This is a genomic window from Flavobacterium sp. PLA-1-15, from assembly GCF_049060005.1.
In the GTDB taxonomy this organism is placed as follows: Bacteria; Bacteroidota; Bacteroidia; order Flavobacteriales; family Flavobacteriaceae; genus Flavobacterium.
Map to the genome: position 1 here is coordinate 23,957 of NZ_JBMGQS010000020.1, position 19,594 is coordinate 43,550.

General features: G+C 37.1%; 20 protein-coding genes. 15 read left to right on the forward strand and 5 right to left on the reverse strand.

What is annotated here, in order from left to right:
• Nucleotides 1–40 precede the first annotated feature (40 nt).
• From ACI6PS_RS11755 to dnaG, 5 genes are all read left to right on the forward strand, one after another.
• The gene (locus tag ACI6PS_RS11755) at nt 41–1,018 is read left to right on the forward strand and encodes a polyprenyl synthetase family protein (protein WP_421012764.1); all 978 of its coding nucleotides are present in this window, start codon (nt 41–43) and stop codon (nt 1,016–1,018) included.
• Nucleotides 1,019–1,175: 157 nt separating this feature from the next.
• Nucleotides 1,176–1,736, forward strand: a complete 561-nt coding sequence (locus tag ACI6PS_RS11760) for an RNA polymerase sigma factor (RefSeq protein WP_421012765.1) — start codon at nt 1,176–1,178, stop codon at nt 1,734–1,736.
• Nucleotides 1,723–2,445 (forward strand): hypothetical protein, encoded by a 723-nt coding sequence (locus tag ACI6PS_RS11765; RefSeq protein ID WP_421012766.1) that lies wholly within the window; start codon nt 1,723–1,725, stop codon nt 2,443–2,445. Before ACI6PS_RS11760 ends, ACI6PS_RS11765 begins: the two co-directional genes overlap by 14 nt.
• Nucleotides 2,446–2,475: 30 nt before the next feature.
• Nucleotides 2,476–3,531 carry a hypothetical protein gene (locus ACI6PS_RS11770; protein ID WP_421012767.1) on the forward strand — a complete coding sequence of 352 codons (1,056 nt, stop codon included), beginning with the start codon at nt 2,476–2,478 and terminating at the stop codon, nt 3,529–3,531.
• A gap of 426 nt (nt 3,532–3,957) precedes the next feature.
• The gene (gene dnaG, locus ACI6PS_RS11775; protein ID WP_421012768.1) at nt 3,958–5,940 is read left to right on the forward strand and encodes a DNA primase; all 1,983 of its coding nucleotides are present in this window, start codon (nt 3,958–3,960) and stop codon (nt 5,938–5,940) included.
• Here dnaG and ACI6PS_RS11780 read toward each other — a convergent pair.
• Together ACI6PS_RS11780 and nadE are read right to left on the reverse strand one after the other, a co-directional pair.
• Nucleotides 5,937–6,566, reverse strand: coding sequence for a response regulator (locus tag ACI6PS_RS11780; RefSeq protein ID WP_421012769.1), 630 nt, complete (start codon nt 6,564–6,566; stop codon nt 5,937–5,939). The two genes, dnaG and ACI6PS_RS11780, sit on opposite strands and share 4 nt — an antisense overlap.
• Before the next feature lie 85 nt (nt 6,567–6,651).
• Entirely contained in the window at nt 6,652–7,461 is an 810-nt protein-coding gene (nadE, locus tag ACI6PS_RS11785) for an NAD(+) synthase (RefSeq protein WP_421012770.1), read from the reverse strand.
• Nucleotides 7,462–7,610: 149 nt separating this feature from the next.
• On the opposite strand from nadE, the gene gldB reads away from it, so the two are divergent.
• Together gldB and gldC are read left to right on the forward strand one after the other, a co-directional pair.
• Nucleotides 7,611–8,573 carry a gliding motility lipoprotein GldB gene (gldB, locus tag ACI6PS_RS11790; RefSeq protein ID WP_421012771.1) on the forward strand — a complete coding sequence of 321 codons (963 nt, stop codon included), beginning with the start codon at nt 7,611–7,613 and terminating at the stop codon, nt 8,571–8,573.
• Nucleotides 8,573–8,908: a gliding motility protein GldC gene (gene gldC, locus ACI6PS_RS11795; RefSeq protein ID WP_421012772.1), complete on the forward strand. Its 336-nt coding sequence runs from the start codon at nt 8,573–8,575 to the stop codon at nt 8,906–8,908. Before gldB ends, gldC begins: the two co-directional genes overlap by 1 nt.
• Before the next feature lie 30 nt (nt 8,909–8,938).
• On the opposite strand, the gene ACI6PS_RS11800 is transcribed toward gldC, so the two are convergent.
• The 3 genes from ACI6PS_RS11800 to ACI6PS_RS11810 form a co-directional block, all read right to left on the reverse strand.
• Nucleotides 8,939–9,400 carry a lipocalin family protein gene (locus tag ACI6PS_RS11800; protein ID WP_421012773.1) on the reverse strand — a complete coding sequence of 154 codons (462 nt, stop codon included), beginning with the start codon at nt 9,398–9,400 and terminating at the stop codon, nt 8,939–8,941.
• A 135-nt stretch (nt 9,401–9,535) separates the two neighbouring features.
• Complete coding sequence (gene yihA, locus ACI6PS_RS11805) at nt 9,536–10,153, reverse strand: ribosome biogenesis GTP-binding protein YihA/YsxC (protein WP_421012774.1); 618 nt, start codon at nt 10,151–10,153, stop codon at nt 9,536–9,538.
• 94 nt (nt 10,154–10,247) lie between these two features.
• Nucleotides 10,248–11,012, reverse strand: coding sequence for an alpha/beta fold hydrolase (locus tag ACI6PS_RS11810; protein WP_421012775.1), 765 nt, complete (start codon nt 11,010–11,012; stop codon nt 10,248–10,250).
• A 411-nt stretch (nt 11,013–11,423) separates the two neighbouring features.
• Between ACI6PS_RS11810 and mraZ the strand changes: the two genes are divergently transcribed.
• Genes mraZ through ACI6PS_RS11850 form a run of 8 tightly spaced genes read left to right on the forward strand, consistent with a single transcriptional unit; the run spans nt 11,424 to nt 19,570 of the window.
• Nucleotides 11,424–11,897, forward strand: a complete 474-nt coding sequence (gene mraZ, locus ACI6PS_RS11815; protein ID WP_421012776.1) for a division/cell wall cluster transcriptional repressor MraZ — start codon at nt 11,424–11,426, stop codon at nt 11,895–11,897.
• On the forward strand, nt 11,872–12,780 hold the full coding sequence (gene rsmH, locus ACI6PS_RS11820) for a 16S rRNA (cytosine(1402)-N(4))-methyltransferase RsmH (protein WP_421012777.1): 909 nt from the start codon (nt 11,872–11,874) through the stop codon (nt 12,778–12,780). The genes mraZ and rsmH overlap by 26 nt, the downstream gene beginning before the upstream one ends.
• A 5-nt stretch (nt 12,781–12,785) precedes the next feature.
• Nucleotides 12,786–13,133, forward strand: coding sequence for an FtsL-like putative cell division protein (locus ACI6PS_RS11825; protein WP_421012778.1), 348 nt, complete (start codon nt 12,786–12,788; stop codon nt 13,131–13,133).
• Complete coding sequence (locus ACI6PS_RS11830; protein ID WP_421012779.1) at nt 13,124–15,127, forward strand: penicillin-binding protein; 2,004 nt, start codon at nt 13,124–13,126, stop codon at nt 15,125–15,127. The genes ACI6PS_RS11825 and ACI6PS_RS11830 overlap by 10 nt, the downstream gene beginning before the upstream one ends.
• Nucleotides 15,124–16,587, forward strand: a complete 1,464-nt coding sequence (locus ACI6PS_RS11835) for a UDP-N-acetylmuramoyl-L-alanyl-D-glutamate--2,6-diaminopimelate ligase (protein WP_421012780.1) — start codon at nt 15,124–15,126, stop codon at nt 16,585–16,587. Before ACI6PS_RS11830 ends, ACI6PS_RS11835 begins: the two co-directional genes overlap by 4 nt.
• A gap of 7 nt (nt 16,588–16,594) precedes the next feature.
• Nucleotides 16,595–17,824, forward strand: a complete 1,230-nt coding sequence (gene mraY, locus ACI6PS_RS11840; protein WP_421012781.1) for a phospho-N-acetylmuramoyl-pentapeptide-transferase — start codon at nt 16,595–16,597, stop codon at nt 17,822–17,824.
• The gene (murD, locus tag ACI6PS_RS11845; protein WP_421012782.1) at nt 17,824–19,158 is read left to right on the forward strand and encodes a UDP-N-acetylmuramoyl-L-alanine--D-glutamate ligase; all 1,335 of its coding nucleotides are present in this window, start codon (nt 17,824–17,826) and stop codon (nt 19,156–19,158) included. Before mraY ends, murD begins: the two co-directional genes overlap by 1 nt.
• A 43-nt stretch (nt 19,159–19,201) precedes the next feature.
• On the forward strand, nt 19,202–19,570 hold the full coding sequence (locus ACI6PS_RS11850) for a four helix bundle protein (protein ID WP_421012783.1): 369 nt from the start codon (nt 19,202–19,204) through the stop codon (nt 19,568–19,570).
• Nucleotides 19,571–19,594 lie beyond the last annotated feature (24 nt).

Here is a 19,594-nt window from a genome sequence, read left to right on the forward strand (position 1 = left end):
TCTTTTAATTTTAAAATCATAAGCCGTATATTTGTCATCAATGAAAATCACCGAGCAAATAAAACAGCCCATCCTACAAGAAATGGAACTTTTCGAAAAGAAGTTTCAGGACTCAATGACTTCAAAAGTGGCTTTGCTCAACCGAATTACCTATTACATCGTCAACCGAAAGGGAAAACAAATGCGACCGATGTTCGTTTTCCTAACGGCTAAAATGATTTCCGGCGGAATCGTAAACGAAAGAACCTATCGCGGTGCTTCGGTAATTGAACTTATTCACACTGCAACCTTAGTCCACGACGACGTGGTGGACGACAGTAACCGCCGAAGAGGATTTTTCTCCATCAACGCACTCTGGAAAAACAAGATTGCTGTCCTCGTTGGTGATTATCTTCTTTCAAAAGGATTATTACTTTCCATAGACAATGGCGATTTCGACTTGTTGAAAATCATCTCGGTAGCCGTTCGTGAAATGAGTGAAGGCGAATTACTTCAGATTGAAAAAGCACGCCGACTCGACATTACCGAAGACATCTACTACGAAATCATCCGACAAAAAACTGCAACCTTGATTGCCGCTTGTTGTGCGCTTGGTGCCAAATCGGTTATTGAAGATGAAGTTCAAGTGGAGAATATGCGGAAATTCGGCGAACTCATCGGAATGGCATTTCAAATCAAAGACGACTTGTTCGATTATACCGACGATGCCATCGGAAAACCTACAGGAATCGACATCAAGGAGCAGAAAATGACCCTGCCTCTGATTCACGTCCTCAACCACTGCACCAAAAAAGAAAAGAATTGGCTTATCAATTCCATCAAAAATCATAACAAGGACAAGAAAAGAGTGAAGGAGGTTATTGCGTTCGTAAAAAACAATAACGGACTCTCGTATGCCGAAGACAAGATGGTAGAATTCCAACAGGAAGCACTCGCCCTAATCGAAAATTATCCAGATTCCCCATACAAAGAAGCCTTGACGTTGATGGTGAACTACGTTATCGAAAGAAAAAAATAAATTTTTTTATCGCTGTAAAGTATTGATTTTACTGGAATAAAGTATTTTTTTTCTACTTTTTTAAATTCTTTATGCAACTATTTTTCAACCTTTCTCGTCTATGTAATAGAAGTCGGTTAGAAAACAGGATTTCAACCAAAAACAAAACAAAACAAAGTTGAAGGTAATTAATTTACATCAGGACGAAAAGGATTTGATCCGACTGGCTACCGAAAATAATCGGCATGCGCAGCATCAGATATATGCTAAGTTTTCGCCTAAAATGTTGAGCGTTTGCCGTCAATATATCAAAGATGTTCATCAAGCAGAAGACATTATGATCACTGCTTTCATGAAAGTTTTTACCAACTTGAAAAATTTTGAAAGCAAAGGAAGTTTCGAAGGTTGGATCAGAAGGATTATGGTAAATGAAAGCATTTCCTTCGTCCGAGCTCAAAAAAGAGTAAGCTTTTTAGAAGATGAATATTATGCCGAAGGAAGCTTCAACAACATCGAAAGTAATTTTTCGGTAGAAGACATTCAATCGTTGATAGACAGTTTGCCCGATGGATACAGAATGATTTTCAACCTTTATGCCATCGAGGGTTACAAACACAAGGAAATTGCAGAGATGTTGAATATTAATGAAGGAACATCAAAATCACAGTTATCGCACGCCAGGAAAATGTTGCAGGAGCAGATTAACAAATTAAAGAATTATGAAAATGGAACCGAATAACAATATAGAAAACCAGTTTAGAGAAAAGCTGAACAGCAGGGAAATCAAGCCTTCGGATAATGCTTGGGACCGCTTGGATGCCATGCTGACGGTTGCCGATTCGAACAATACGGTAGAGGAAAAGAAAAAACCAAAACGAGGTTTCGGATGGATGCATATCGCGGCAAGCTTTATTGGATTTATAATGATTGCAACGGTTTTTCTAAGCCAGACAGAAGAGTTGGTGGATGTTGAAAAAGCGCCAATCGTGAACGAAACCATCGAAAAACCGTCCGAAGAGGAAGTCATCAAAGCGGAAAACATCACCCTAAAAGTTGAGCAAACCATTGTAAAAACGGAGGATAAATCAAGCAATAAGAAAGAATCAATCATCAGTCAAAAAACAATCAATCAAAATCAGCCTGTTGTTATTCCTCAAAACGAAGTTGCCGTTCATCACCAACCGACAACCGAAAACCAACAACTGATAACGGAAGCTCCCCAACAAAAATCGAACTTTGCCGATGTTGACGAACTTTTGGCAGCCGTTAAGAAAAACAAGAAGGACAAGCTTTTTCAGGACAAGGCTACGGTTAGGGTAAACTCGAACGACTTGCTTTCGCAGGTAGATGGCGAGTTGGAGCTTTCTTTCAGACAAAAAGTAATCAAATCGGTAAAGAAAAACTACCAAGAAGTGAAAGTGGCCTTGAGCACACGCAACCAAGAATAAATCATCAATCAATTTTAAAATAAACCAATCATGAGAAATTTAACCATTTACTTAGCTGTAACCGCATGTCTTTTTGCAACCAAAATGACAGCACAGGAAACCTTCGACCAAAGAGTTCGCGACATCGCTCAGAAAATTGAGCAGGTAACAAAAGAAGAAAAAGCATTGCTTAAAAAAGAAGTCGACGCCGTAAATACAGAAGTCGAAGCCGGAAAATTATCGTATAAAGAAGGCGATGCAAAGAAACTGTTACTTGCCGAAACGAGATCGACCAACATTGAAACCAAGGTGGCGCAATATGAAGCCGAACTGAAAGAAATTGTGCAACAAAAGGTGGACGGAAAGATCAAAGATCCGGACACGCTAAAAAGATTTAAGTTTGTATGGCGTTCTAGCAATTGGAAGAAAGATGTCAGAAAAAGAGATTCTATTCACAACATAACTTCAGAAAGTAGAACTACTTCGCAGTTTGTTTTTGCGGCAGGTATCAATAATTTAGTAACCGATGGAGCAGTAGCCAACTCCGATTTCAGATACATGGGTTCGCATTTTTACGAATGGGGAACAGCCTGGAACACACGTCTGGCCAAGAACAACAACCTTTTGCACTTGAAGTACGGTATTTCGGTAATGTACAACAATCTTCGCGCTACCGACAATCGTTTGTTTGTAGATAATGGAAATACTACGGATTTAGAAACTTCTCCTGTTAACATGAAAGATGCTCGTTTCAGGAATGTAAATCTGGTGGTGCCGGTTCATTTGGAATTCGATTTTACACCAAAGAGAGAACACGACGGAAAGCAAATCTTCAAGACACACAAAACCTTCCGCTTCGGGATTGGAGGTTATGCAGGAGTAAACGTGAAATCGAAACAAATCATCAAGTATGATATTGACGGATACAAAACCAGAGAGGTAACAAAAGGGAATTTCAATGTGAACGATTTTGTATATGGTGTGAGCACTTACATCGGTTACAAAGAAACGAGCATCTACTTGAAATACGACTTGAATCCAATGTTTAAGGACAATGCCATCGACCAGAATAATATTTCCTTGGGAATCCGTTTCGACTTCAATTAAGAATTAGGTTAGTTATTAGTTTGTATAAGAGTGCTTCTTTTGGGAGGCACTTTTTTGTTTAAGATGACCAATCTAATGCTATTTTTTAAAATTAAAATATTGAAAAAAGGCTGTTTTTTCAGAAAAATGCCTCTCGCCAAACCCCTTGAGCGAAACCACTTTTCTAGAACCCGTCCAAGGGGTTGGGTGGAGTGCGCCAAGCGAGTTTGGACTTTCCAACCACTTGGTTTGCCTCCGCCAAGCGAATTTGAGCTTTTCAAGAGGTTTGTTGGAGTGCGCCAAGCGAATTTGAACTTTCCAACCCCTTGGTTGTTCTCAGAAAGTTGAATTGACGAAAACAAACCCCTTGGACGGCTCGCTTTTATTTTAAAAGACCAAAAACTTTGTATCTTTGAGCCTCTCAACCATTGAATTTATTCTACAAAAGTGATATCCAAAGCCACCATAGATACTGTTTTCGAAACCGCCCGAGTAGAGGAGGTTATCGGCGATTTTGTGCAACTCAAAAGAGCTGGTAGCAATTTTAAAGGCTTGAGCCCGTTTTCGAACGAGCGCTCACCTTCGTTTTTGGTATCGCCTGTCAAGCAGATTTGGAAGGATTTCAGTTCTGGAAAAGGAGGGAATTCCATCGCCTTTTTGATGGAGCACGAGCATTTTACCTATCCGGAAGCCATTCGTTATTTGGCCAAGAAATACAATATTGAGATTGAAGAAACCGAACAGACGGAAGCCGAGAAAGCCAATGTCGACTTGAAGGAAAGTATGTTCTTGGTTTCGGAATTTGCCCAAAAATATTTTCACGATACACTTTTACATTCGGAGGAAGGCAAGGCTATTGGGCTTTCCTACTTTAAGGAGAGAGGATTTTCCAACGAAACCATCAAGAAATTCGGTTTGGGTTATTCGCCCGAATCTTGGGATGCTTTTTCGAAAGAAGCTCTAGGGAAAGGCTATAAATTGGAATTCCTTGAAAGCACCGGTCTGACGATTGTAAAAGATGATCAAAAACTCTTAGACCGTTTTCGTGCGAGAGTGATGTTTCCGATACAAAGTATGTCGGGACGAACATTGGGTTTCGGTGGAAGGATTTTAACCAATGATAAAAAAGCGGCGAAATACCTGAATTCGCCCGAAAGCGATATCTATCATAAGAGCAAGGTTCTATACGGAATTTATCAGGCGAAGCAAGCCATTGCCAAGCAAAACAATTGTTTTTTGGTAGAAGGTTATACCGATGTCATTCAGTTCAACCAAGCAGGAATTGAGAATGTTGTAGCTTCTTCTGGAACCGCCTTGACACCCGATCAGATTCGATTGATCAATAGATTGACCAAAAACATCACCGTTTTGTTTGATGGAGATGCGGCTGGACTTCGAGCTTCTATCAGAGGAATCGATTTGATTTTGGAAGAAGGCATGAACGTAAAAGTTTGCACTTTTCCTGATGGAGACGACCCGGATAGCTTTGCCAGAAAAACATCCTACGAAGATTTGGTAGCTTATTTGGATACCAATGCAAAGGATTTCATTCAATTCAAGGCCTCACTTTTGATGGACGATGCCAAGAACGATCCGGTAAAGAAAGCCGATTTGATTAGGGAAATTGTCGTGAGCATTTCCAAGATTCCAGACCGCATTCAGAGAGAGATTTATATCCAAGAATGTTCCCGAATTATGGATATTTCCGAGCAGGTATTGGTGAGTACGCTTGCACAGCTCGTTCAAAAAGATATTGCCGAAGTGGGTAAAAAGATGAAGCAGGAGCAGAAAGCTTTTGATGTCATCAAGCCCGAAGATGAGGCGATAACTCCAGAAAAAATTGATATTCTTTATGGTCTAGAGCGAAAAATAATCGAAATTTTATTGCTTTACGGAAACATCGAAGACGAATTTGAAGATGTTTTGATGAAAGCCAATGAAGAAGGAGAGATTGTCACCGTTTCTGAAAAAAAGAATTATAAAGTATACCAACGCATATACCTGAGCCTTCAGGAAGATGAGGTTGAGCTTGCCAATCCGTTGTTTCGAGGCATCTATAACGACCTTATCAATTATTTTCATCAAGCCGAGAATTTTAACATGGAGCATTATCTTATGCAACTCAACCAAGATTTTGCCCAAGAAGTAACCGATATTTTGATGGAAGATGAAAAAGTGGCACTCCACAATTGGGAAGCGCAGAACATCATCGTAAAACAAAAAAACCATTCCATAAGTCAGTATGTTTCAGAAACAATACTCACTATGAGATGGTTTTTAGTAGATAAAATAATCGAAGAATTAAAAGGAGAAATCTCTCAAGAGCCTGATGCAGATAATTCAGAAACCCTTTTAATGGCTATGGATTATTATAAATTGATTAATTCGTTTTCCTCCAAACTAGGAAGGGTAATGTCCCGATATCACTAAACGATATCGAGTGTTTTTGCTTTGTTTACCAAGTCAACAAGATTGGTAACATTCAATTTGTTAAGCAGTCTTAGCTTGTAAGTACTGATAGTTTTTTCGTTCAGTCCAAGAATTTCAGATATTTCGTGGTTCTTTTTTCCACCACTCAGGTACCTTAAAACCTCAAGCTCTCTTGTAGATAATTTTCTGTAAAGTCTTTCACTTTTGTGAAGTTTGGCTGCCATCGCAATGTTTCTTTTCACGGCTTCGCTGAACACAACCTCACCTTTGGAAGCATTGATTATTGCGGATTCAAGCGACTCCAGACTTTCTGTTTTGTGAAGAAATCCAGCAACCCCCGTCTTTAAAAGATTTGGTGCATACATTGTTTCTGAAAGATTGGTAAAAATAACAACTTTGGTTTTTGGAAAATCCTTTACCATAGTTTTTACCACATTCACACTCTTTAAACCTTCAAATTCTAAATCTAAAATCAAGACATCAACATCCTTGTTTTTTAGAGTATCCAATACTTCTGAAAAATTCTGGCTTTCGCCAACTGTGCTAATATCTGAATGATTTTTAAAATAAGATTTAATTCCAAATCGAACCACCGGCTGATTATCTGCTACAATTACTTTGATCATAATAATAAATTTAAGAAACGTTAATCAATTCGGGCACGTAAAGTTAATTAAAAAAAACATATAGTGTTATAAAAATGTTAAAAAATTATTGTTTTAATAGCGAAGGAATTTCACAAACTGGAATAGGATTCATTTTGTGGTGATTGGCAGTGTTCAATCGCTTGTAAATATCAAAAACAATTTGTTCTCTTCCCGTAAAATCATCAGAATTTTTCCCAGCTTCATGAGCTAACATTGCCCACTCGAGCTCATCGTAGCTTGCTCCAAGCTGATCTTCATCAGTTCTGTCATCGCCAAACAATCCATCTGTCGGAGCAGCATTCAAAATAGATTCTGGAATTTTTAGATATTCCCCTAAGGCATATACATCGCTTTTCATCAAATCGGCAATCGGACTCAAATCGACACCTCCGTCTCCATATTTTGTATAAAATCCTACGCCAAAATCTTCAACTTTATTGCCTGTTCCTGCAACCAAAAGACTGTGAATACCTGCAAAATAATACAGAGTTGTCATCCGTAAACGAGCTCTTGTATTAGCAAGAGATAAGTTTAGTTTTGCCAGATCCTCAGTTTCAGGTACAGCACTTTTAAAAGTTTCAAATGTAGAAGTCAAATCAGCAACTGTATTGCTTACGTTATCAAAACGACTTTTCAATTGCTCGATATGTTCCTTTCCACGATTTACTTGTCTTGGATCCTGATGAATAGGCATTTCAATGCACAAAACTTTTAAGCCAGTTTGTGCACAAAGTGTTGATGTCACTGCAGAATCTACACCTCCAGATATCCCTACAACAAAACCATCAACTTTAGCGTTAACGGCGTATGATTTCAACCAATTTACAATATGATCGTTTGTTTTAGAAACGTCAATTTTATTGTTTTTTTGCATAATATTTTGATATCTAAAAAAACAGCGGTGTATATTTGCACTGAGTTTTCAAGGTTATAAAATTATAAAAAGCAAAAGTAGTGAATGTTATAATATTTCATTATTTTTTTAGGTAATTACCGACAAACAAAATTTAGTTCGAAGATTTTATGAGAAAAATAATTCTAGCTTGTTCCTTAATAGTACTGATGATTTCATGCGACAAGAAATCCAAAGTAGAAAAAGAAGTAGAAGAAATTCCATTGGAGATAAAAGTAGAGCGTTTCGATAAAGTGTTCTTTGAATCTCCAGTTGAAGAATTGCCAAAGATTAAAAAAACCTATCCCGAATTTTTCCCGCCTGGCGTACAAGATGAAGTTTGGGTTGAAAAAATGACAAATCCTCTTTGGAAGGAGCTTTATTCTGAAGTTCAAAAAACATTTGGCGATTTTGGTCCAGAAAAAACAGCTATCGAAGATGTCTTTAGACATGCGAAATATTATTTTCCAGAAACACAGGTTCCGGAAGTGATTACGGTTATTTCGGAAATGGACTATAATAATAAGGTAATCTACACTGGGAATTTGCTTTTGATCTCATTGGAACTTTATCTGGGAAAAGATCATAAATATTATGAAGGTGAATTTCCGGTTTATATCCGTCAGAACTTTGAAAAAAGTCAAATGATGCCGGATATAGTTTCAACGTTGACAACTGGAAAAATTGCAGAACCAACAAATAAAAATCTTTTGTCACAGATGATCTATGCTGGAAAGGAACTATATATTAAGGACTTGTTGCTTCCAGAAACTTCAGATGCTGATAAGATTGGCTATACGCCTGAACAAATCACATGGAGTCAGGAAAACGAAGAATACATGTGGCGTTATTTCATAGAAGGCAATCTTTTATATGATTCAGATTCCAAACTCGGAAACCGTTTCATCAACAGGGCGCCATTTTCTAAATTCTATCTTGAAATTGATAATGAATCCCCAGGTAGAATTGGGACTTGGGTAGGATGGCAAATCGTTCGTTCGTTCATGAAAAATAATGATGTGAAGCTGGAGCAACTTTTACAAATGGATGCTGTAGAAATTTTTAATAAATCAAAATACAAACCAAAGAAATAATGGCAAATACAATTACCTCAGAGATAAAATTCCTAGTTGAACTAGACGAAAATAGAGTTCCGGAAAAATTGAAATGGACTGCACAAGATGGCGGTGTTGATGCAGAAGAAGCAAAGGCAATAATGTTGTCGATTTGGGACAGCAAAGCACAAGAAACGCTCCGAATTGATTTATGGACAAAAGACATGCCTGTTGATGAAATGAAAGTGTTTTTTCATCAAACGCTTGTAGCAATGGCCGATACTTTCCAGCGTGCAACAGACGACGAAAAAATGACGGATACTATGAGGGATTTCTGCGATTATTTTGCTGAAAAAATGGAATTGAAGAAATAAAAAAGGGCGGTCATTTGACCGCCCTTTTTATTAATTTATTTTTCGTAATTCGTCTATCCAAAAATCGCCGTTTGCTTCGGTTTCCTTTACAACAAGCTTGTTGTCGGTTAACTCTAATACTTCTACGGTAACCTGATAGGATTCAAATTCATCCTGAGCATTGATGGTGATGTTTTGGTTAGAAAGAGACCAATTGCCTGTAGCTGTAAATTGTTCACAATCCGTATCCCAGCTTTGATGAAAAAATCGAGACTCGGTCATTTGAAATTCCAAATAATCCTTTTTGTCTTCACAGCCATGTTCGTAAAGTCCATAACCTTCCTCATTTGTTGAATCAAGATATCTATAAAATTCCCATTTGCCATAGAGTTTGTTCTTGTCTAAAGAAGTTGAATTTTCGTTATCATCAGAACCGGAACAGCTTGAAAGGTTTATTAAGAGGCTGCTAATAAATAATAAAAGGACAGTAGTTTTTAAGTTTTGTTTTTTCATAATATATTTTGGTTTAGTTAATAACTGTAAATTTAAAAGATTTTCACCGGTTATAAAATGCCTACAATTAGGTATTTTTAGCAACAGATGTTTAAATTTAAATTTCAATTTGCAACAATATATTAGAAAATGTATTTACAATAAATTTCCTTTAAACATTTCGTCGTTAATCCCGTCTATAAACTCCAAAATAGAATCCTTTCCGAAGCCATCGAGTGAAGAAGTGACAAAATATTGAGGCATCTCTTCCCAGTTATTAGCATACATTGATTTCTTGTAAGCGGCTATATGAGAGTCGATTTTGGTTTTACTGATCTTATCGGCTTTTGTAAAAATAATACAGAAAGGAATTTCACTTTCGCCCATATAATTCATAAACTCAATATCAATGTTTTGAGCTTCATGGCGGATGTCAATCAATACAAAAGCACAAACCAACTGTTCTCGCGTTTCAAAATAATCCGTAATAAATTGCTGGAAAACCGATTTTGTTTTCTTCGAAACCTTTGCATATCCATAACCAGGCAAATCGACCAAGAACCAATTGTTGTTGATTTTAAAGTGATTGATAAGTTGCGTCTTTCCAGGTCTTCCAGAAGTTTTTGCCAAATTTTTATGATTCGTCAGCATGTTGATCAACGAGGATTTTCCAACGTTTGATCGCCCGATAAAAGCATATTCAGGAATTGGGTCTTTCGGGCATTTTGCAACTTCAGAATTGCTGATGATAAATTCGGCGGTATTAATTTTCATTATTTGAATATTTCTGCAAAGTTAATCAAAAAAAATAACCGCTGTTTTGCCGAAAAAAATTCAGTAAACAGCGGTTATTGCTATTGTTTTAGAGTTACAAGTTGGTTTTCTTCAACCAAGAATGCATCACTTCATTGAATTCATCTGGATGTTCCATCATGGCGGCATGGCCACATTTATCAATCCAATACAAGGAAGAATTTGGTAGTAATTTATCAAATTCTTCGGCAACTTCTGGTGGTGTAACCTTATCGTTTTTGCCCCAAATAATACAAGTAGGAACGTGCATTTTTGGTAAATCTTTTGCCATATTATGACGGATGGCGCTCTTTGCAATCGTTAGCGTTTTAATCAATTTTATACGATCATTCGCTACTCCGTAAACCTCGTCAACGATTTCTTTTGTGGCAATTTTTGGGTCGTAAAAAACATCTTCGGCTTTCTTTTGAATGTAGTCATAATCACCTCTTCGAGGATAACTGTCGCCCATTGCGTTTTCGTATAGGCCTGAGCTTCCTGTAATTATAAGTCCAAGCATCTTTTCAGGATACATTTTTGTATGATACAGTGCAATATGCCCTCCAAGGGAATTTCCTAAAAGAATTACCCGGTCAAAACCTTTAAAAGTGATGAAATCTTTTACATATTTGGCGAAAGCCTTAACATTCGTTTTTAGGATGCTTTGGGTATAAATTGGCAATTCTGGTATCACAACCTTGTAGCCATTTTTTGGGAAATAATCTGCAACTCCATCGAAGTTGCTCAAGCCTCCCATCAAGCCGTGAAGGATGATGATTGGGGTGCCTTCTCCGGCTTCGAAATATTTATATTTTCCTTCTTTTTTTAAGTCGTTTTCCATTCTTGAATTTGAGCGTTTATCCCGAATTTCGAGAACAACAAATATATGATTTTATAGGTAAAAATCATTTTTTCTCCCTTTTTTATTTGTGTTTAAATGCGATTTAATCGAAATCGTTTCATGAGATTTTAACAATTCAATTTCATCTGGTTATGATTTACTTATTAAAATATTGAAAATTGGTTTCTTGAAGATATAATAAAATTTATGAGGTCAAAGATCAATTGTTGATGATTCTTTTTCAAAATGCTCGAATCATTATAGTATCGCTAATAAAATTCTAATAATCTGTAAACGAACATTTAAGCTTTTTGATGTCCAAGTGGTAAAACTTATCAACAAAGTGGTATAAAGTGGTAAAATGTGGTATTATTTTTTATATTTTTGTTGCTATAATCAAATGATTGAAAGTTGAACACAATAATCGGAACATACGAATGTAAGGTTGATGCTAAAGGAAGGCTGCTATTGCCATCTCCTTTGAAGAAGCAATTGACCGCGTCGTTGCAGGAAGGTTTTGTGTTAAAACGCTCAGTATTTGATGCTTGTCTGGAACTTTGGCCAATGGCAGAATGGGATTTAATGATGCTGAAGATAAACAAGCTGAACCGTTTCAATAAGAAAAACAACGACTTCATCCGGAAATTTATGGCGGGTGTAAAGGTGATTGAAATTGACGATTTGGGAAGATTGTTGATTCCAAAAGACCTTGTAGCATTCAGTAAAATCACTAAAGACGTCGTGCTTTCATCAAAAGTGAACATCGTTGAAATTTGGGACAAGGATTTATATGAAAAATCAATCGGAGATGATGATATTGATTTTGCAGATTTGGCAGAAGAAGTAATGGGAAATTTAAATGACGACGAAAATGGAATATCATAATCCGGTTTTATTGAAGGAAACTGTTGATGGTTTGAATATTAAACCGGATGGAGTTTACGTGGATGTGACTTTCGGTGGAGGTGGTCATTCAAAAGAAATATTGAGCAGGCTCGGGCCAAACGGGAAACTGTTTGCATTTGACCAAGACGAAGATGCTTTGGCGAATGCCTTGCCAGACGAACGTTTTACATTGATAAACGAGAATTTCAGATTTATAAAAAGATTTTTACGTTTCCACGGAATTAAATCTGTGGACGGAATTCTCGCTGATTTGGGGGTTTCTTCCCATCAATTTGATGTCGCAGAAAGAGGTTTCTCTACCCGTTTCGATGCGGAATTGGATATGAGAATGAGTCAGAAAAACGATTTGAGTGCTTATAAAGTTGTAAACGAATACGATGAAGCCAATCTTCGTCGCGTGTTTTTGGATTATGGCGAATTGAAAAATGCTCCTGCTATTGCTAGAGTAATTTTAGAAGCCAGAGAAAAAGAAGAAATCAGAAATACGGAACAGTTGAAAATGGTTTTAAGTCGATTCCTTCCAGCTCACAAGAGTCACAAGATTTTGGCTCAAATGTATCAGGCAATCCGTATCGAAGTAAACCAAGAAATGGATGTTTTGAAAGAATTTTTGGAGCAATCCTTAGAAATTTTAAACCCAGAAGGAAGGCTAAGTGTGATTTCGTATCATTCATTAGAAGATAGATTAGTAAAAAGATTCATCAAAAATGGCATGTTCGAAGGTGAGCCAGAGCGTGATTTCTTCGGGAATTTTTCGGTTCCATTTAAAACAATCGGAAAATTGATTGTTCCAAATAACGAGGAAATCAGAATCAACAATCGCGCGAGAAGTGCAAAGTTGAGAATCGCTGAAAAAATATAATCAGCATGAAAGGCGGAATTTATAACATATTAAAAGCCCGATTTCTTGTAAACGAAGATGCTAATCGAAACTGGAGGTTCATCGTTTTTATCATTCTTCTCGCCATTGTAATGATTGCAAATACCAATCGATACGAAAGAAAGATATTTAAAATCAAGGCGCTAGAAGAAGAAGTTAAGGAGTTAAGGTCTGAATTTGTAGACCGAAGATCGGAGTTGATGGAGTTGAAGCTCGAATCGACAATAGAAAAGAAAATGGCAGAAAAGGGAATAGTGCCATCATCGGTTCCTCCGGTAAAAATAAAAGTCAAAAAAGAAGAAGAAAAAAGTTGGTATAAAAAATTATGGCAGTAGAAGATAAAAATATTTCTTATAGAATTTATCTGTTTGCATTCGCAATACTGCTGATGGCGTCTGCAATTGTCATAAAACTGACCAATATTCAATGGGTTGAAGGTGATTATTATCGAAAATTAGCCAAAGACAGATCGGTAAAACGATTTGTGATTCCGGCTAATAAAGGAAATATTTATTCTTCGGATGGGAGTTTGCTTGCAACTTCTATCCCAAACTATTACATCCGTTTTGATGCGGTAGCACCAACAAGCGAAAATTTTCAAAAAAACATCGAGCCCTTGGCAGATTCACTTTCGATGTTGTTAGGAAAGCCAAAAAGTTTTTACGAAAGAGAATTGACACGTGCCAGAACCAATAAAAATAGGTATTACCTTATTGCTCGAAATTTGAGTTATACCGAATATGTAAAAATCAAGAGCTTTCCGTTGTTCAATCTTGGTGTTTACAAAGGAGGTATTATCGTCGACCAGCAAACGGTTCGTGAACATCCTATCGGGAAAATAGCCGAAAGAACGATTGGTTATGAGAGGATAACACCAGACGGAACTCCTGATGGAAAGGGAATTGAATGGGCGTTCCGTAATTATTTAAACGGGAAAGACGGCAGGATTTGGAAACAAAAAATAGCAAAAGGACAATGGAAACCAATTCGTGACGACAATGAAATTGAACCTCAGGACGGCTATGACGTAATTTCAACTATTGATGTTTACATTCAAGATATAGCACATCACGCTTTGTTGAAACAGTTGGAGTTGTACGAAGCAGAGCACGGTTGTGTGGTGGTGATGGAAACTAAAACTGGTCACGTAAAGGCAATTTCAAATCTCGGAAGAGCAAAAGACGGTTCATACTATGAAACTACAAATTACGCTATTGCAGAATCTCACGAACCAGGTTCAACCTATAAATTGGCAGATTTGATGGCCTTATTGGAGGACAAAAAAGCCGATACAAGTGATGTTTACAATTCATTTGGTGGTATAATGACCTATTCTGGAAAAAAGGTAAGAGATTCTAAAGAAGGTGGTTATGGAAAAATTTCGTTGGCTCGAGGTTTTGAAGTTTCTTCGAATACGATCATGGTGCAGGCAGTTTACAATGCCTACAAAGATAATCCGACGCAGTTTGTAAATCATCTTCATAGTTACGGATTGAACAAGCCATTAGGATTGCCCTTTAAAGGTGAAGGAAAACCATATATTCCTCATCCAAAAGATGCCAGATGGAGTGCGATTTCATTGCCTTGGATGGCTTTTGGATATGGAGTTTCGATAACGCCTTTGCAAACGTTGACCTATTATAATGCTGTGGCAAATAATGGAGAAATGGTAAAACCACAATTTGTTTCTGAAATAAAAGCATGGAACAAAACCATCAAGAAATATGATAAGGAAGTAATAAATCCGAAGATTTGTTCGGATGAAACGCTTAAGAAAGTGAAAGCTGTTTTGGCAAATGCGGTAAAGAAAGGAACAGGAGCTAAGTTGTATTCGAAAGATTTTTCTATGGCCGGAAAAACAGGAACAGCACAAGCCAATTATGCTAAGAAAGGTGGTTCAGAGAAACATTATATTTCTTCATTCGTAGGTTATTTTCCTGCTGATGAACCTAAATATTCTTGTATTGTAGTAGTTCACGAACCAAATACAGCAAAGAATAATTATTACGGAGCCGATGTTGCAGGTCCGGTTTTTAAAAGAGTTGCACAAAAGATTTTTACAGATTCGCCAACAACAAATGAAGTTAAGAATCTTCAAAAGAAAGAAAAAATCCAAGAGAAAAGCTACAGCGATTATTACGCTAAAGCGGAAACAAAAATGAGCCTTGTGCCAAATGTTCACGGAATGGCAGGAATGGATGCGGTAGCCTTGCTGGGAAATCTTGGATTGAAAGTAAAAGTTATCGGGATAGGAAAAGTAAAAAAGCAATCCCTTTCGGCTGGAGAAAGATTAGAGAAAAATAAAACCATAACACTCGAATTATCGTGATTGTTTTAAAGGACATATTATATAAAGTAGCAATTGAGTCGGTTCACGGAACGACCGAAACTGCTGTGAACAAAATCGAATTCGATTCAAGAAAGGTTGAAGAAAATGATGTTTTTGTGGCCATCCGTGGAACCATTTCTGACGGACATGATTTTATAGAAAAAGCCATCAATCTGGGTGCGATTGCCATAGTTTGCGATACTTTACCAGAAATAATTGTTACGGGAATTGCTTACATAAAAGTAAAAGATACCAATTCGGCTTTGGCTTTTATGGCTTCAAATTATTACAATAATCCATCTAAAAACCTACAATTGGTTGGAATTACAGGAACAAATGGTAAAACCACAATTGCTTCTCTGCTGTATCAATTGTTTAAAAAGGCAGGTTACAAAGTAGGTCTGCTTTCGACAGTAAAAATTTTGGTGGATGATATTGAATATAAGGCAACACACACAACACCAGATTCGTTGACCATCAATAAATATTTGAAGGAAATGAACGAAGCCGGAGTGGAATATTGCTTTATGGAAGTGAGTTCACACGGAATCCATCAAAAAAGAACCGAAGGTTTGCATTTTGAAGGTGGCGTTTTCACCAATCTTTCGCATGACCATTTGGATTACCATCCAACGTTTGCAGAATATAGAGATGTTAAGAAATCGTTCTTTGATCATTTGCCAAAAACGGCCTTTGCCTTATCAAACATTGATGATAAGAATGGTCCAGTAATGTTGCAAAATACAAATGCAAAAAAGCTGACGTATGCTCTAAAAACATACTCCGATTATAAAGCGCAAATTCTTGAAAATCAACTTTCAGGTTTGTTATTAAGAATAAACGACAATGAAGTTTGGGTGCGATTGATAGGAACTTTCAATGCTTATAATTTATTGGCGATTTACGGAACGGCTGTTGAATTGGGCTTGGATAAGTTGGAAGTTCTACGATTGTTATCAGAATTGGAAAGCGTTTCAGGAAGATTTCAATTCATTATTTCAAACGATAAAATCACTGCAATAGTTGATTACGCACATACTCCTGATGCTTTGGAAAATGTATTGAAAACCATCAACGACATCCGTACAAAAAACGAACAATTGATTACGATTGTGGGTTGTGGTGGCGATAGAGATAGAACGAAAAGGCCAATTATGGCGAACATTGCTTCAACATTGAGCGACAAGGCAATCATTACATCAGATAATCCAAGAACAGAAGATCCAGAAGCCATCATTGCTGAAATGGAAAAAGGAGTGGAGCCTCAGAATTTTAAAAAGACAATTTCGATTACCGATAGAAAACAGGCCATCAAAACGGCTTGTCAATTGGCACAACCAAACGACATCATCCTGATTGCTGGAAAAGGTCACGAAACGTATCAGGAAATTCAAGGCATTCGATATGATTTTGATGATATGCAAATTGTAAAAGAACTTTTAGAACAACTAAACAAATAATTGAAAGATGCTGTATTATTTATTTGAATACCTAGACAAAACCCTTGATGTTCCTGGAACGGGAGTTTTCCAATACATCACTTTCAGATCGGCTTTGGCCATTTTGTTATCGTTGTTGATATCGACCGTTTTCGGAAAAAAGATCATCAATTTCTTGAGAAGACAGCAAGTTGGAGAAACCGTGAGAGAACTCGGATTGGCAGGTCAAAATGAAAAAGCAGGAACGCCAACAATGGGAGGTTTGATCATCATTATGGCGACTTTGATTCCAGTTGTTTTGCTGACAAAGTTGGATAATATCTACATCGTTTTGCTGATCGTGACCACTCTTTGGATGGGAACCATTGGTTTTATTGATGATTATATCAAAATCTTTAAAAAAGACAAGGAAGGCTTGAAAGGAAAGTTCAAAGTTATTGGGCAAGTGGGTCTAGGATTAATAGTTGGACTTGTTTTATATTTTAATCCAGGTGTAACGGTTAGACAAGATACAGGAGGAAGTTTTACCTATAGAAATCAGACTGAAAATGTAATTACACAGATGCCAGTTGAAGAAAAATCAACTGTGACGACCATTCCGTTCTTTAAAAATAATGAATTTGATTATGCCGAATTATTGGCGTGGACAGGAGATGATTATCATAATCTGGCGTGGTTGGTTTTTATTCCAATCGTAATTTTTATCGTTACGGCGGTTTCAAACGGTGCCAACCTAACAGACGGAATTGACGGTCTTGCGGCCGGAACTTCTGCTATTTCGGTTCTAGCGCTGGGTATTTTTACATTCGTTTCCGGTAACATCGTTTTTTCGAATTACCTGAATATTATGTATATACCAAACTCTGGAGAAATGACGGTTTTTATCGCCGCCTTCGTTGGAGCCTTGGTGGGATTTCTTTGGTACAATTCCTATCCGGCTGCCGTTTTTATGGGAGATACAGGAAGTTTGACAATCGGTGGGATCATTGCTGTTTTGGCAATTGCGGTTAGGAAAGAAATGCTGTTGCCGGTTTTATGTGCAATTTTCTTTGCAGAGAATTTGTCCGTAATCCTTCAGGTGAGCTATTTTAAATATACGAAGAAACGATTTGGCGAAGGCAGAAGGATTTTCCTGATGTCGCCTTTGCACCACCATTATCAGAAGAAAGGCTATCATGAAAGCAAGATTGTAACCCGTTTCTGGATTGTTGGAATTTTACTGGCCATTTTATCAATTGTGACTTTGAAACTAAGATAATGAAAAGACTGGTAATTCTTGGCGGAGGAGAAAGTGGCGTTGGAACGGCAATTCTCGGTAAGAAAAAAGGATACGATGTTTTTGTATCCGATTTCGGAAAGATTAAAGAAAATTACAAAGAAGTTCTTACAATTAATAGGATAGAATGGGAGGAAGAGCAGCATACGGAAAGCTTGATACTGAATGCCGATGTGGTAATGAAAAGCCCCGGAATTCCAGAAAAAGTGCCGATTGTAAAAAGGCTCCTTGAAAAGAAAATACCGGTAATCTCCGAAATTGAATTTGCGGCTCCATTGACAGATGCAACAATAATCGGGATAACGGGAAGCAACGGAAAAACAACCACCACAATGCTGACCTATCATCTGCTGAAATCAGGAGGATTGAACGTAGGATTGGGGGGAAACATCGGAAAGAGCTTTGCCTGGCAGGTTGCAGAAGACAAGTTTGAAGTGTATGTTCTGGAATTGAGCAGTTTCCAATTGGATGGCAGCTATACGTTCAACCCGCATATTGCAGTGATAACAAACATAAGTCCGGATCATTTGGATCGATATGAATACAAGTATGAAAATTATATCAATTCCAAGTTCAGGATTACGATGAATCAGAAAAAAGAAGATTTTCTGATATATGATGAAGACGATGAAGCTATTTCAAATTGGTTTCAAAACAACAAAACAAAAGCAAAGAAAGTGCCTTTTTCAATTTCAAAACAGCTTGAAGAAGGAGCATCAATAAAAGACAAAACAATGAAAATAAACATCAAAGACGAAGAATTTACAATGGATACGACACATTTGGCACTCGAAGGGAAGCACAACATGAAAAACGCAATGGCGGCAGCTTCTGTAGCACAACTGATGAAAATCAGAAAGCAGACCATCAGAGAAAGCTTGTCGAATTTTCAAGGTGTGGAGCATCGTTTGGAAAAGGTGTTGAAAATTCAAAATGTACAATACATCAATGATTCTAAGGCTACAAATGTGAATGCTACCTTTTTTGCTTTGGATAGTATGACGGTTCCTACGATTTGGATTGTAGGTGGTGTTGACAAAGGAAATGATTATGCAGAATTGATGTCTTTGGTGCGCGAAAAGGTAAAAGCGATAGTTTGTCTTGGTGTAGATAACCGAAAAATAATTGATGCCTTCGGTAATGTTGTTGATGTGATGGTGGAAGTTTCAAATATGTCGGATGCTGTAAGAACGTCACAAAGATTGGCAGAAAAAGGAGATGCCGTTTTATTGTCTCCAGCTTGTGCAAGTTTCGATTTGTTCGAAAATTACGAAGACAGAGGAAAGCAATTCAAGCAAGCAGTTCAGAATTTATAATTTTAGATTTTAGAGTTCAGATTTTAGATTTTAAAAAGGGACCATGACGACGGAAGAATTAAAATTAAGAACAAAAAATTTTTCAATTGAAATTATAAATCTAGTTGAAAAACTGCCAAACTTAAATACAATAAGAGTTATTTCAAATCAAATTGTAAGAAGTGGAACTTCAGTAGGAGCAAATTACAGAGCAGTTTGTAGAGCTAGAAGCGACAGAGAATTTGTGTCTAAAATGAATATTGTTTTAGAAGAAGTTGATGAAACTTTATTTTGGTTAGAAATTATAAGAGAAAAAAATTGGTTACTCGAAAATGAATTAGAAAAAGTTTGGAAAGAAGGAAATGAGTTGACGGCGATTTTTGTAAGCTCTTTAAAAACGGTAAATAATCGAATTAATAACAAGCAATCATAAGTAATCTAAAATCTACATTCTAAA